Here is a 15,276-nt window from a genome sequence, read left to right on the forward strand (position 1 = left end):
ATTAACCTTTCAATATATCAATTATACTTTCTATATTTAATATTTTAGCTTTTTTAACCGATCTTAATAATACCTCTCCCATATATATTTTTGATTTCTCATCTTTATTAAAAAATATATCTTCAAAATAATGCTGTTTATTTACATCTATTATCGTATATTTATTATTTGTTTTAATTAACAATCCAAGTCTATCCTTTTCTTCAATTTCTATTGGTAATTTAATATATTCTATATCATTATTTTTATACTTATAATAATTATATCCATTTAAATTACTTATATTCTTATTATCAAACTCAAAGGTATCAACTATATATTCAGTATTTATTACATACGTTTTATTAATTTCACTAAAAATAAAACCATTAATAAATAATATTTTAAATGGTATATTAATATTAAATTTCATAATATCATCAATATATGATATAGAAACTTTTCCATCTAATTCATTTATTAAATTATTTATTTTAATTAAGTTCATTATTTTTTCTTTTTCTTCTAAATCTTCTAAAGCATTGATATAATTTTTATTTAATATACTTAATAATATATCCTTTTTAGTATATGATTCACTATTATTTAATATATTTGATTTTAAAGCATTATTATATATTTTATCAATATCTAAATCATTACCTTTTTCAACTATCTCAATAATTAAATTATATTTTTCTTGTTTTAAATTTAATTCTAAACTATACTTTTCTTTACAATTAATATTTGAATTTTTAGTTTCAAAAAATGATAAAACAGAATTATGCAATACATCAATTAATGGTTCTTTAATCTTATCAAACATCGTTTTATCTATTTTTATATCATTATGACTAATACTAAATTTTATATTCAATCCCAATAAAGATATATATTCTTTTATTATTTTTTCAATTGCATACGTTTCTTTTTTAATATCTATTATTCTTAAAGAAAAAGTCTCACGCTTTAAATCATATTTTAAACTAGATAATAATTTTAATTCTTTTAAAAAATCATTTTTCTTTTTATCATCTATATATTTAGTAAATTTATTTAAATTTCTTCTAATAAAATAAATATCATCAATTTTTTCTATTATATTATTTATTTGTTCTATAGAAACACTGATATTATGAGTCCCATCATTACTTACTTTAGTTTTAGATTTTACTAATTTTATTTCAGGAAATAGTAAAAGTTGTGTGTTTATATCCTTATCAAAATTTACAACCTCATATTTAATGTATGAATATAGTTTAAATGGATTATAATATTCTAATTTAACATTTTCATAAAAAATATAATCTTTTTTTATAATTTTACAGTTTTTATCTAAAAAATCATGAATTTCATCATACCTAATATTTTTAATCTCTATATCATCTTTAAAATATACTTCTACTATAAAATTTTCACTCATTTTTTACTCCTAAATAAAGTATTTAATAAAATAATAAACTATGGGCAACACAAATAATGCACTATCAAATCTATCTAAAAAACCTCCATGTCCCATAAGTATTCTACCACTATCTTTAACTCCAAATTCTCTTTTAAATTTAGATTCAAATAAATCTCCTAAAACTGAAAATATTGCTATTAATATTGATAAAATAAATAATTTAATAACATTTTGAGAAATAAAAACTCTGTCAATTTTTTCAACATAAGTTAATATTTTAAAATATGATAATAAATTTACTAAAAAATTATATATATATTCAAAATAAAGCCCTACAAGAAACACTCCTAAAATACCTCCAAAAAATCCTTCTATAGACTTTTTAGGACTTATTTTTTCAGATAATTTTTTCTTAAATATTTTACCTCCAATTAACATTCCAACTATATATGCAAATGTATCTGCAGCCCATATACTAAAAAATGAATATAGCAATATAATTCTACCATTATGTAGACCTTCTCTAATAGATACCATATATGAACTAAATAAAGGAATATAAATAATACCAAATAATGTAAGCATCAATTCATTAGTAGAATTTTTAATTCTTGATGATAATATTTGCATAGTTGCTATAAGCAATGTAGCAAAGATAATATATCCTCCAACATCAAAGATAATACTTTCTTTATTCAATATTTTTATATATCTAAAGAAAAAACTAATATCTTCTCTATAATATATAAAAATAGGTAAAAACATTCCTATTAATATTCCTGTTTTATAATATACTATGTTACCTTTATTTTTAAGTATAGTGTAAAATTCATGTAATGCTATCGCTATTACTATCACATTAAATACTAAAAATGATACTTCACCAGAAAGTAAAATATATATCAATAAAGGTAATGCTAATATTATCACAAATAATCTGCTTAACATTTTATTCCTCCAAATCTTCTCTCTCTACTTATAAATGAAAATATTGATTTATATAATTCTTCTTGAGTAAAATCAGGCCAAAGTAATTCACTTACATATATTTCTGAGTAAGCTATTTTCCAAAGTAAAAAATTGCTTATTCTAAAATCATTACCCGTCCTAATAACCAAATCAACATCAGGTATAAAACTATTATACATATTATTTGAAATATTATTTTCATTTATTTCTAAATTTTGTTCAACAATTTTTTTTAAAGCATCTACAATTTCTAGCCTACCTCCATAATTAAATGCTATATTTAATACTAATTTATTATTTTTTTTTGTTAGATTCTCAATATGTTCAATTTGTTTTATCAATGATGAAGATAAATTAAGCTTACTTCCACTAATACAAACTCTAATTTCTTCTTTCATAAATTTTTCTTCATTTATTTTAAGATATCTTGTGAATAATTTCATAATAGCTGATACTTCAAGTTTTGGTCTTTTCCAATTTTCTGTGGAAAATGCATAAACTGTTAAATATTTTATATCTAAATTAATAATATATTCTATTACTTCTTCTAATTTATTAGCTCCAGCTTTATGACCTTCTGTTCTATCTAAATTTCTTTGTTTAGCCCATCTACCATTTCCATCCATTATTATTCCAATATGTTTAGGAAGTTTATCTATATAATTTTTTAATATACTCACTTATTTCACCATCGTTTCTATATACATATATTGGTTTTTCTAATACAAAACCATTTTTAGCCCCTTTAACTATTTCTACCATACAAATTAATGCCTTATCATCATTAATTTTAGTATATATAGGTTTAACTCTTTTAATTTCAAGACAAGTATCTTTTAATAACTCTATTATTTCTGCAAGTCTTTCTGTTCTAAAAATTAAGTAAAGACTTGCATTATTTTTCAATAAATAAGTAGAAATATTAAGTATTTCCTTTATACTTAAAGTATTTTCAACCCTTGCATTCCTTAAATTTATATTCTTCTTTAATTGATTTTCATCACTATGAGTAAAATATGGTGGATTAGATACTATAATATCATATGTTTGCTCTTGTAAAAATTTCCTATAATTCAAAATGTCTTCGTTTATAAAAAATACATTGTCAATATTATTGTTTTTTAAATTTTCTAAAGATATATCATATGAATCTTTGTTAATTTCAACACCTGTAATTTCAGCTGATGTTTTTCTTCTAAGTAACATGGAAATTATTCCAAATCCTGAACCTATTTCAAGAATTTTTTTTGATTTTCTATTTATATTAACATAATCAGCAATTAACATAGAATCAAGTGTAAAAGATTGCAAACCTTTTATTTGCTCAATTTTCATTCCAGCAACATCAACAATATATTTTTCCATAATTTATTCTCCTTACATAGACAAAAAACTATACCTAAGTATAGTTTATTTACTTTTTACCTGTACTCCCAAATCCACCTTTATTTCTTACTGTATCATTTAATATATCTGTTTCTACAAAATCTACCTTAATATATGGAGTAATAACAAGTTGTGCTATTCTTTCAAATTTTTCAATTATATAATCCTCTTTACTATGGTTATGTAATGCAACCATTATTTCTCCCCTATAATCACTATCTATTACTCCTACTTTATTTGATGGTGCAATTCCTTTTTTAAATGCAAGTCCACTACGGGCATACACTAATCCTACTAATCCTTCGGGTATTTCAAGTGCAATTCCAGTTTTAACCATAACTGTTTCTCCACTTTTAATTAATAGATTTTCATCTATACATGAATATAGATCTGCACCTGCTGAAAACTCAGTACCATATGTTGGAATAATAGCATTATCATTTAATTTCTTTATTTTTACTTTCATTTTTCCTCTCCCTTTTAGATGTAATTTTTTTAATATCTTTATATAAAGTCCAATATCCAGTTAAAATACCAAGTAATATAAGTGAAATAATAACTATTTCATTTCTTTTAAAAGATAGAATATTCTCAGCTACAAAATATATACCTAAAAGTAAAACAACAGGAGATAAAATAGTATATACAAATCCTGTAGCAAAAGATAAATACTTACGCAATTTTGATTTGCTTTCTACCTTAGTATTATAAATAAACTCTTCTCTAATCTCATCTCCATCTTCATCTATTCCTTTATTAATCTCTGATTCTTCAATAGTTGAATTGAATTTTGTTTTAGATAATAATTCACTAAATTCAAATTCTTTCATATCTTCTATATTTTTCATAATACCTCTATTTCTTACATACTAAAAATAATCTTGATTCTCCATACTCAGAATTTCTTGCACTATCATATAATTTTAAATTTTTCTCTTTTAAAGTATTTAATACCAAATCAGTGTCATATATTATCTTATTATGTGTTTCTGAATATTTTGTATAAAAATTATCATATTCCTTTACAAATATAGTCATCTCAACTAAATGCTTAAATTTTTTTACTTTTTCATGTCTCATTATACATAAATATTTATCAGTCTCATCAATAAATAAATCATTTTCAAATATTTCATCAAATATTCCTTCTTCAACTATATCGAATATAAAAATACCATTATCTTTTAAGCTATTTTTTACATTTTCTAAAAAAGATTTAAATGAATTTAAATCATTAAAATAATTTACAGTATCAAAATTACACATAATTAAATCATAATCATTACCAAAACTTTCCTTAGTAATATCTCCAACTATAAAATTTATATCTAAATCACTATATTTAGATTGTGCAATTTCTATCATATCATTTGAAAAATCAACAGCAACTACATTATGACCTTCTTTTGAAAACATTGAAGCTATAGTTCCTGTACCACAACCTAAATCCAATACTTTTAATTTTTTACCTTTTGAAAACGACTTTAAAAATTTAAACCATGATTTATAGTCAACAAAATTCATAAATTCATCATATATATGTGCAAATCTTTTGTGTTTCATGATAATTCTTCCTTAACTTTTTCTACTATTTCATTTAATATTCTTTCCATAGTTTCTTTATTTCTAGCTTCAACCATAACTCTTATTAGATTTTCTGTTCCAGAAGGCCTAACTAAAATTCTACCTTCTCCTAATATCTCTTCTTCTTTTTCATTTATATAATTAATTAAATTAATATTTTTATCCCAATCTTTCTTTTTATCTTTTAAAATAGGTACATTTACCATAGATTGTGGCCATAATTTAATTTCTTTTCTAAGCTCACTTAATTTTTTCCCAGATTCAATAAATACTTGCATTAATTGTATACTACTTAATACTCCATCTCCTGTAGTATTATGATCTAACATTATTACATGTCCTGATTGTTCACCACCTAGATTTAATCCTAATTCTCTCATTTTTTCTAAAACATATCTATCTCCAACATTTGCTCTTATCATTCTAATTCCATGTTCTTCAAGATATCTTTCAACACCCATATTTGATAAAACTGTCATTACAACTTTGTTAGAATTAAGCATATCTTTTTTTTGTAAATTTAAGGCAAGGATAGAAACTATTATATCTCCGTCTAAAATCTCTCCTTCTTCATCTACTACTATTAATCTATCTGCATCACCATCATATGCAATCCCTATATTAGCATTAAATAATTTTACAGCCTGACATAATTTTTCAGGATTTGTAGAACCACAGTCAACATTAATATTTTTACCTGTCGGTATATTATTTATAACCTGAACCTCTGCACCTAAATTTTGTAAAACTTTAGCTGCCACTCTGTATGCTGCCCCATTTGCAGTATCTATAACTACCTTATACCCTTTAAAATCAATTTTAACAGTAGTCTGCAAAAATTTTCTATACATTCTTAAATAATCTTCTATAAAAATGAATCTACCCAATTTTTCACCCTGTACTAAATTATCCATTAATTTTTCTCTATTTTCCATAAGTGCTTCTATTTGTATTTCATCTTCATCACTTAATTTAAATCCCGTATTTGAAAATATCTTTATTCCATTATCTTTTATTGGATTATGAGAAGCTGAAATCATAATTCCAGCATCAGCATTTAAAGTTCTAGTTAAAAAACTTACTCCAGGTGTAGGTAAAACTCCAACAAAATCTATATTTACACCCATAGCCGTAAGTCCAGCTGAAAGTGCTGATCTTATCATATAACCTGATATTCTAGTATCAGTACCTAATATTATTTTAGTTTTTTCATTTTCTTTTTTATCTTTTCTTAAGTAATATCCTAAAGCTAATCCTAAATTTGTTACTAGATCAATACTCAAGTCTTTATTTGCTTCTCCTCTTATTCCATCAGTTCCAAAATATTTTCTACTCATCCTCTTCCTTCCATGGACTATACTTACCAATAATAGTTCCTATAATATCTATTTTTTTATTAAGTCTTATTATTTTTTTAGCTTTATTCTTATTTAAATAAGTTAATAATAATTTATCATCAATTTTTTCTAGCTTACAAAAATCAATTTCATCATTAAATTTAACTAAAAAATATTTATTAAGATATTCTGTTAATTCTTTATTTTCTTTTTTTATAACAACATAATCTCCAAAAATAAAATGTCTAAGATTATATGTTTCAATTTTAAGAATATAACTATTAGAATAAATATTTCCAAACTGCTCTAAAATAACTAATCCTTCTTCATATTCTGTAATGTAACCATAATCTGTATATTTTGCTTCAACCTTTATATTTATAGCTTCTTTTTTTATTAAACCTGTTTTCCTAAAAATTTCATATTTTTTAATCATATCAACATCCGTCTCTGAAATTTTTAAAAACTTAATAATTTTATCTATAACTTTCTGAGAAGCACTTCTTTTATTTTTAATAATTCCATTTATATATTGCGGTGTTATTTCAACACTTTTAGCTAAAAATATCTGATTTATATTTTTAATTTCTAGATATTTAGAAATTATTTCACCTGTAGTTATCATATTAATTTGTATTTTCCTTATTTTTTTCTTCTTCTTCCATTTCTAATATCATATTAATCTCTTCAAGTATTATATCTGAATCTAAACCATGCAATTCTATTCCTTCACCAATAGTCTCAGCAGTTGAAATTATACAACCTGAACACCCTAATCCATAACGCATTAAAATATGTGAAACTATAGGATATTTTTCAACTACTTCATCAATATTCATATCTTCATGAACTCTAATTTTCAAAATAATCACCTCGCCTTTAAATTATACTATAAATTAGTATTTTTTTCAATTTTTGTTTTATATGTAAAATTTGCTTTTAATATAAACATATGCTATACTTTTAAAAAATATTTGAAGGTGATATATATGAAGAAAATTGCAGCTTTTTTTGATGTAGATGGTACCATATTTAGAAATTCCTTATTAATAGAACATTTTAAAATGTTAACTAAATTTGAATTTATTGATGAAGCAAGCTTTGTAGGTGATATAAAGCATAAATTTAAAATGTGGGAAGAAAGAAAAGGTAGTTATGATGATTATCTTGATGAATTAGTTGACATATATGTTGATTGTATAAAAAACATTGATCAAAAAGATATAGACTATGTGGCTCAAAGAGTTATAGAAAATAGAGCACAGAAAATTTATGCCTATTCAAGAAATAAGATAAAGGAACATTTAGAAAAAGGACATTTAATAATCATTATTTCTGGTTCTCCATCTTTTTTAGTTGATAAAATGGCTAAAAAATTGAATGCAACTGATTTTATCGCTACAGAATATTTAATTGATGAAAACAACAAATATAATGGTAAAAATATACCTATGTGGGATAGTGAAAGTAAAATAAACGCTATAAAAAATTTTGAAAAAAAATATAATATTGATTTAGAAAATTCTTACGCTTACGGAGATACAACAGGTGATTTTGGAATGTTTGAAATGGTAGGTAACCCTGTTGCAATAAATCCTGCAAAAAGATTATTTAAAAAAATATTAAATCATAAAAAAATTAGAGAAAAAATCAAAATAGTCGTTGAAAGAAAAGACATGGTATACATTTTTGACTCTAATGTTGAATTTATGTAATTTGAAGGGAGTATTATGAAAAACATTAAAAAGATTTTAGGAATTTTGACAGCTTTTGGAGCATTATTACCATTACTAAAAATAACAATAAGTCCAGTAGGTTTTGGAACTAAAACTCTTACATTAGGACTTATAAACTTAGGATTTAAAGCAAATATTATAGCATTTATTATAGCTGGTTTAGCATTATATATGTTTTATTTATCTGATTTTTTACAAGAAAAAATATCTATTGTTTTTGTTACATTAAACTTAGTTTTAGTAACAATTGTTTCTTTAATATTTAGAATGGAAGTTAAGAAAATATTCAGTCAAAATTTAGCAATTAAATTACTTAATATAAATTATTCATATTCTTGGGGATGGATAATATTATTTTTAGGAACTCTAGGTTCTTTCATAATAGTTTTATTCGAAATTAAAAAGACTATGAACAAAAAAGAAGTTATTTCTGAAATAAAACCAGAAAATAACGAAATAGAATTATAATAAAAAAGGTAAAATAGATATGAATTATATCAATTTTACCTTTTTATTTATATTAATTATACTTGTGTTGGTGCAACTAAATATATACTTTCAGCATTATTTTCAACATTTAATAATACTGGTGTTCTTTCATCAAACATTTTCATTTCAACTACATTATTTTCAGATATTGTCAATAAATAATCTAGTATATATTTAACATTTAAAGCTATTTTTAAACTCTCTCCTTCATATATACAATTAATTTTTTCTTTTGAAACAGCTAAATCATTACTTCCTACTACTTCTAATTGATTATCATTAAATTTAAATATAGCTATATCTTTTTTATCATTATTATCTTTAACAAATACAGAAACTCTTCTTAAAATGCTGATTAAATCTTTAGTATTTAACAAAGCCTTTTTATTATTTCTTACAGAATTTAATAATGTTTTGTAATCAGGATATTGCATTTCTACTAATTTAGTTAATATTTCAACATCTTTAAATTTAAATAATATTCTAGTTCCTTCAGATTTAAATATTAATACATCATCTTCCATAACTTTTAATATTTTACTTAAACTATTAACAGATCTCAAAGGTATACTTATACTTAAAGTTTCAATATTGGCTTTTTCTGCAAATTCTTTATTTAAAAATATCAATCTATGTGCATCAGATGAGACAAATTTTAAACCTTTATTATCTATTTCAAATCTAATACAGTTTACTGCTAGTCTATCTAAGTTTAAATAAGCAGCAAATTTAACTCTTTCTAAATCATTAAATAGTTCTTCTCTTTTAAAAGAAAATTCTAACCCATTTGTAATATATGGCTCATTTCTTTTTTCATATTCATAAACAGAAAATTCAGAGCTACTTTTTCCAGAAATTATAGAAATTTTACCATTAGCTTCTTTTATTTCAATTATTTCTTGATCTAATTGTTTTAAAAATTCTTCCATTAATTTGTGTTTTATTATAAATTCACCTTTTTCTATAACTTCACAAGGCAGTTCAGCTTTAATATATAAACCATCTCCCATAGCTTTTAAAAGTAATTTATCATCAAGTGTTTCTATAAAAATACCTGAATTTATTCCATTAGCTTTATCATCAACAATTGCATTTTCAACAATTTGTATTTTTTTTAGAAATTCTTTTCTATTAAGTCTAATATTTAACATAAACTACTCTCCCTTTTAATACATATATTTATATTCTTCTAAATTTTTTTTCAATTTTGTTATAGCTTTCTTCTCTATCTGCCTTACTCTTTCTCTTGTTATACTTAATTTTTCTCCTATTTCTTTTAAAGTATGTATTTTATTATTCGCTAATCCATATCTTAATTCTAATATTTCTTTTTCTCTTGAATTTAAAGTTTTTTCAAATAAGTCATACATTTCAGATAATTGATCATTTCTAATAATATCATCTTCTACATTATCACTTTGTCCAATAACATCTTCTAAAAATATATTATCTCCTATTGCATCATTTAATGATATTATTTCTTGAAATTCATTTTGTAATAATACTATTTTAGAAGGTTTCATCCCTAAAACTTCAGCAATATATTCCACAGAAGGAATATCTCCAAACTCATTTTGATAGCTTTCAATAACTTTATTTACTTTAGATAGTTGCTCATATTTATATGAAGGGATTCTAATATCTCTACCTAAATTAACTATTGATTTTTTTATTGTTTGTTTAATCCACCATACAGCATAAGTACTAAATCTTAATCCTTTAGTATAATCAAATTTATCTATAGATTTTATTAATCCTAAATTTCCTTCACTTATTAAATCAATTAAAGGTAATCCATTACCTAAAAGCTTTTTAGCTTCAGATACAACTAACCTTAAATTTGATAAAATTAATAAATGTTTAGCTTGTTCATCATTTTCTTCTCTAACTCTTTTAAATAATTCAACTTCTTCTTCTGATGTTAATAATTCATGATTTTGTAAATCTGAAATATATAGAGAAATCAGATTAATATGATTATCAGACCCGTTAGTTATTTTATCGTTTTCCATTTTCACCTCATTAAAATTCCGATCTTAATTCTCTTTCCATAAATATTTGTGTAATAGTCCTTATATCTCTGCCTTCATATAATAATTCATATAAAGCTGTAAAGATAGGTGTTCTTATCTCATTTTTCTTGATAATTTGGTAGAGAGCTTTAATAGTTGTAGCTCCTTCAGATACCATTTTCATTTCATTAACTATATCTTCTAATTTTCTACCCTTACCTATCTGCTCTCCTAAATATCTATTTCTACTATGTTTACTTGTACAAGTTACTATCATATCACCCAAACCTGTAAGTCCCATAAAAGTTAAAGGATTAGCACCAAGTGTAGTTCCGATTAATACTATTTCATTCATACCTCTTGTTAATAATGCTGCTTTAGTGTTATCTCCATAACCTAAACCATCACAAATACCTGCACATATAGCTAAACAATTTTTAATTGCTCCACCTAATTCTGATCCTATAACATCAGATCCAGTGTAAACTCTAAGTGAACTATTATTAAAAGTTTGTTGAACTATTTTAGATGCTTCAATATTTTTAGATACTGAAAGTATTACAGAAGGCATATTATTAACAACTTCTTCAGCATGTGTTGGTCCTGCAAGTAATACATATTCATATTCTTTATCTTTAAGTACTTCCTCACAAATTTTAGAAATTGTTAATCCAGTTGAAATCTCAATACCCTTAGCAACGTTAACTAATATATATTTTTTAGTCATACTTTCTTTTAATTTATTTAGTGTATCTCTTAAAAATTGTGTAGGTGTTGCAAGTAAAATAATATCTATATTTTCATTTTTTAGAATCAAATCATAATCATCTATTATTTCAATACTTTCGCTTAATTTAAAGCCTTTTAAAAAGTTTTCGTTTTCTCTTTTTTCTTTCATTTGTTTTCGATAATTTTCATTATATTCCCATAAAAAACATTTATGTCCTTTATTATCTAATAAATATGTTAAAGCTGTACCCCAGCTTCCTCCACCAATTATCAATATATTCATTTGAAACCTCACTTTTTATCTACTTTATCAAAGAATTTTGCTTCTTTTCTATTTATCAAATTAATAATATTAGGCTTATGTCTTATTATAATAATAATACCAATAATTAAACCAAAAATAGTGTACATGATATTATTATACAATATATATGTTAAAATTGGAAGTAAAAAAGCACAAGTTATAGAAGCTAAAGAAACATATTGTGTAATAAAAACTATAATGAAAAATATTATTAATAAAAATAAAATAACTTTAGGTATTAAAATAATAAAAACCCCTAATGAAGTAGCAACAGCTTTTCCTCCTTTAAATCCAAGGTATATAGTGTAGCTATGCCCTAAAATTGCAGCCATACCTATAAGTATTAAATGTATATCATCTAAATTCATTCTTTTGGCAATTATTACAAAAACTGATCCTTTTAACACATCTAATATCAATGTTAATATTCCTAGTTTCCAACCTAAAACTCTTGCTGCATTAGTTGAACCAAGATTACCACTTCCATATTTTCTAATATCTATATTCTTAAATATTTTACCTATCCACAACGCATTAGGTATAGAACCTAATAAATATGCTAAAACAATTAATATTGTTACTTTAAACATATTACTCCCTTTCTATTTTTCTTTTATTAAATTTTCTTTTATCAAGTATTCTTTAGCTACTTCTCTTGCTGATTTACCTTCAACATCTACCTTATAATTCATTTCTATCATCTCTTTAGAATTAATCCTATTTGATAATTTTTCAAGAATCATTTTTAATTCAGGATATTTTTTTAATGTTTCCTCTCTTAATAATGGTGCAACCTGATAAGGAGGGAATAACTCTTTGTCATCTTCTAATATTTTTAAATCGTATGTCAAAATTTTACTATCTGTTGAATAAATTTCAATAATATCTACATTCCCACTATTTATAGCACTATAACGTAAAGAAGGTTCCATTGTTCTTACTTTTAAATTTAATCCATAACGGCTTTTTAATCCCATATTACCATCTTTTCTATCATTAAATTCTAAAGTGAATCCAGCCATAGCATTATTCTCTATTTTCTTTAAATCAGAAATTTTATTTAAATTATGAATCTTTCCATAATCTGTTTTTATAGCTATAGCATAGGTATTTTGAAATATACTAGGTCTTAAATAAACTAAATTATCCTGTTCAAATATTCTATATCTTGCTATTTCATATACCTTTTGTGCATCATTTGATATATTCTCTATAGGATTTTTTAAAAGTGTTGTCACAATTGTTCCTGTATATTCTGGATATATATCAACACTTTTTGATTTTAATGCTTCATATAAGAAATTAGTCTTTCCAAAATTAGGCTTTAGCTCAACATTTATATCACTTTCTTCTTCAATAAGTAATTTATACATGTTTATAATAATTTCAGGTTCAGCCCCAAGTTTTCCAGCAATAACTAATATTTTTTCAGAACTACTTGATAAAGGAATGAAACTTAAAGTTACTGAAAAAATAGAAAGTATTAATGCAATTAGTATAGTTTTAGGTTTTCTATTTTGTAAAAATTTAATTAACCCTCCAAAAATTATAGCAAGAATTGCTGAAGAAATAGCTCCAATAAAAATAAGTTCTGTATTATTACGATCAATCCCTAATAATATAAATGATCCAAGACCACCAGCACCAACTAAAGCTGCAAGCGTTGCTGTACCAATAATCATAATACTTGCTGTTCTCACACCAGACATTAATATCCCCATTGATAAAGCTAATTGATATTTTTTTAATTTTTCCCACTTAGTCATTCCAAAAGCTGTAGCAGCTTCTTCAAGTGATGAATCTATTTCAGATAACCCTGTAATAGTACTCTGTAATATAGGAAATATTGCATATATAACAAGAGTAACAACGGCTGGAAGTGTTCCTATACCTATAAGAGGTATAAAAAGTCCTAATAAAGCTAATGATGGAATAGTTTGAAATATTCCTGTAACTTGTAATGTCCATTCTTTTGTCTTCTTATAATTTGTTACACATATCCCTAATGGAACAGCTATAATAATTGCAATAAGTAATGATAATAAAGAAATTTGTAAATGTTCAAATAAAGCTACAAACCATTCTAATTTTTTATCAATAAAAACATTGATAATACTCATTATTCACACTCCCTTACATAAAAAAATTCTTTTACAAAATCATTTACAGGATTATTTCTAATTTCTGTAGATATATCACATTGAATAACTTCTCCACTTTTCATTATACAAATTTTATCAGCTAATTTCAAAGCTTCATTCATATCATGTGTTACAAAAACTGTTGTCATTTTATATTCTTCATGTAACATCTTAATTAAATCTTGTAATTGTGTTTTACTTAAAGGATCTAATGCAGAAAAAGGTTCATCCATAAGTAAAATCTTAGGATTAGAAATAATAGCTCTTAAAATCCCTATTCTTTGTTTTTCTCCTCCTGATAATTCTTTAGGTAATCTTTTCATATACTTTTCAGGATCAAGTCCAACTTTTTCTAATAAATCTATTGTTTTCTTTTTTATAAGTTCTTTATCCATATTTTTCATTTCTGGAATTAAAGCTATATTCTCTTCAACTGTTAAATTAGGGAAAAGTGCTATTTGTTGAAGTACATAACCTATTTCCAAACGAAGTTCTCTAAGATTATATTCTTTCAAATTCTTATCTTGAAAGAATATATCTCCCTCTGTTTGTTTAAGAAGTCTATTAATTAATTTTAACATTGTAGTTTTTCCACTTCCACTTGGTCCAATAATAACAAAAAATTCTCCTTTTTGAATTTGTAAATTAATATTATTTAAAATAACTCCCGCTATTGGACATATAATAGACACATTTTTATATTCAATCATAAATTCTCCTTTCATAATATCATTATAATACCCAGATTAATCTAATTTTTAGTGTATTATAATAAAATATGATCAACTATATATAAATGTTATTAATTTTATATGAAATTAAACATAATTCACACACATTATATCATAATTTAATATTTTTTACATTACAATTAACCAAAAATATAATAATCAATATATTCTAGTAATGTTTACATTATATTTTAATTGTAATTTTTAAATTACTCTAATAATTCTAACTTATCATAATCACTATAGAATACTAAATATATTTGTAGATATTTCACATTATCGAACTAATTTTAAATAATTTTATTTTCAACCTCTATATTCAATTAGTTTACAATGATAAATACTAGATTAAATAAATTATTTTTTCAAAAATAAAAAAGAGCAATTTTTTTATGTTAATTACTCTTTCTCAATATAATATATTCGTCTTATTTGCAAGTGTAACCGTTTTTTCAACCAACTTTGCTAACTCAT

At 23.5% G+C, this 15,276-nt stretch carries 18 protein-coding genes; 2 read left to right on the top strand and 16 right to left on the bottom strand.

Translation table 11 applies throughout. The features are described from left to right. Position 1: 1 nt before the first annotated feature. From BUE91_RS01525 to BUE91_RS01570, 10 genes are read right to left on the bottom strand one after another with little or no spacing between them, the layout of a single operon-like run. Entirely contained in the window at positions 2-1,402 is a 1,401-nt protein-coding gene (locus BUE91_RS01525; RefSeq protein ID WP_073507722.1) for an ATP-binding protein, read from the bottom strand. 9 nt (positions 1,403-1,411) lie between these two features. Further along, positions 1,412-2,332: a phosphatidate cytidylyltransferase gene (locus BUE91_RS01530; protein WP_073507723.1), complete on the bottom strand. Its 921-nt coding sequence runs from the start codon at positions 2,330-2,332 to the stop codon at positions 1,412-1,414. After that, complete coding sequence (gene uppS, locus BUE91_RS01535; protein ID WP_425319018.1) at positions 2,326-3,033, bottom strand: polyprenyl diphosphate synthase; 708 nt, start codon at positions 3,031-3,033, stop codon at positions 2,326-2,328. Before uppS ends, BUE91_RS01530 begins: the two co-directional genes overlap by 7 nt. Beyond that, positions 3,005-3,718, bottom strand: coding sequence for a tRNA1(Val) (adenine(37)-N6)-methyltransferase (locus BUE91_RS01540; RefSeq protein ID WP_066900698.1), 714 nt, complete (start codon positions 3,716-3,718; stop codon positions 3,005-3,007). The genes uppS and BUE91_RS01540 overlap by 29 nt, the downstream gene beginning before the upstream one ends. Positions 3,719-3,767: 49 nt before the next feature. Then, on the bottom strand, positions 3,768-4,205 hold the full coding sequence (gene dut, locus BUE91_RS01545; protein ID WP_066900700.1) for a dUTP diphosphatase: 438 nt from the start codon (positions 4,203-4,205) through the stop codon (positions 3,768-3,770). Further along, positions 4,177-4,587, bottom strand: coding sequence for a hypothetical protein (locus tag BUE91_RS01550; protein ID WP_073507724.1), 411 nt, complete (start codon positions 4,585-4,587; stop codon positions 4,177-4,179). Before BUE91_RS01550 ends, dut begins: the two co-directional genes overlap by 29 nt. 7 nt (positions 4,588-4,594) lie before the next feature. Next, complete coding sequence (locus BUE91_RS01555) at positions 4,595-5,302, bottom strand: class I SAM-dependent DNA methyltransferase (RefSeq protein WP_073507725.1); 708 nt, start codon at positions 5,300-5,302, stop codon at positions 4,595-4,597. Next, a complete protein-coding gene (gene glmM, locus BUE91_RS01560; protein ID WP_073507726.1) occupies positions 5,299-6,660 on the bottom strand; it encodes a phosphoglucosamine mutase in 1,362 nt (453 codons plus the stop codon). The genes BUE91_RS01555 and glmM overlap by 4 nt, the downstream gene beginning before the upstream one ends. Next, positions 6,653-7,285, bottom strand: a complete 633-nt coding sequence (locus BUE91_RS01565; RefSeq protein WP_066900706.1) for a helix-turn-helix domain-containing protein — start codon at positions 7,283-7,285, stop codon at positions 6,653-6,655. Before BUE91_RS01565 ends, glmM begins: the two co-directional genes overlap by 8 nt. A 1-nt stretch (position 7,286) precedes the next feature. Next, positions 7,287-7,499, bottom strand: a complete 213-nt coding sequence (locus BUE91_RS01570) for a DUF1858 domain-containing protein (protein ID WP_066900771.1) — start codon at positions 7,497-7,499, stop codon at positions 7,287-7,289. A gap of 150 nt (positions 7,500-7,649) precedes the next feature. Between BUE91_RS01570 and BUE91_RS01575 the strand changes: the two genes are divergently transcribed. After that, positions 7,650-8,375 carry an HAD family hydrolase gene (locus BUE91_RS01575; RefSeq protein ID WP_073507727.1) on the top strand — a complete coding sequence of 242 codons (726 nt, stop codon included), beginning with the start codon at positions 7,650-7,652 and terminating at the stop codon, positions 8,373-8,375. A 15-nt stretch (positions 8,376-8,390) separates the two neighbouring features. Then, positions 8,391-8,864, top strand: coding sequence for a hypothetical protein (locus BUE91_RS01580; RefSeq protein ID WP_073507728.1), 474 nt, complete (start codon positions 8,391-8,393; stop codon positions 8,862-8,864). Positions 8,865-8,920: 56 nt separating this feature from the next. Here BUE91_RS01580 and dnaN read toward each other — a convergent pair whose 3' ends face one another. From dnaN to BUE91_RS01610, 6 genes are read right to left on the bottom strand one after another with little or no spacing between them, the layout of a single operon-like run. After that, positions 8,921-10,036, bottom strand: coding sequence for a DNA polymerase III subunit beta (gene dnaN, locus BUE91_RS01585; protein ID WP_066900712.1), 1,116 nt, complete (start codon positions 10,034-10,036; stop codon positions 8,921-8,923). Positions 10,037-10,051: 15 nt separating this feature from the next. Beyond that, the gene (locus tag BUE91_RS01590; protein WP_066900714.1) at positions 10,052-10,897 is read right to left on the bottom strand and encodes a sigma-70 family RNA polymerase sigma factor; all 846 of its coding nucleotides are present in this window, start codon (positions 10,895-10,897) and stop codon (positions 10,052-10,054) included. 10 nt (positions 10,898-10,907) lie between these two features. Then, on the bottom strand, positions 10,908-11,909 hold the full coding sequence (locus tag BUE91_RS01595; protein ID WP_073507729.1) for an NAD(P)H-dependent glycerol-3-phosphate dehydrogenase: 1,002 nt from the start codon (positions 11,907-11,909) through the stop codon (positions 10,908-10,910). 8 nt (positions 11,910-11,917) lie between these two features. Next, a complete protein-coding gene (gene plsY / locus BUE91_RS01600; RefSeq protein WP_073507730.1) occupies positions 11,918-12,520 on the bottom strand; it encodes a glycerol-3-phosphate 1-O-acyltransferase PlsY in 603 nt (200 codons plus the stop codon). Between the two features lie 12 nt (positions 12,521-12,532). Next, positions 12,533-14,050, bottom strand: a complete 1,518-nt coding sequence (locus BUE91_RS01605; RefSeq protein WP_073507731.1) for an ABC transporter permease/substrate-binding protein — start codon at positions 14,048-14,050, stop codon at positions 12,533-12,535. Continuing rightward, positions 14,050-14,781 carry an ATP-binding cassette domain-containing protein gene (locus tag BUE91_RS01610; RefSeq protein ID WP_073507732.1) on the bottom strand — a complete coding sequence of 244 codons (732 nt, stop codon included), beginning with the start codon at positions 14,779-14,781 and terminating at the stop codon, positions 14,050-14,052. Before BUE91_RS01610 ends, BUE91_RS01605 begins: the two co-directional genes overlap by 1 nt. Positions 14,782-15,276 lie beyond the last annotated feature (495 nt).

This window comes from Streptobacillus notomytis, assembly GCF_001902585.1.
GTDB lineage: Bacteria > Fusobacteriota > Fusobacteriia > Fusobacteriales > Leptotrichiaceae > Streptobacillus > Streptobacillus notomytis.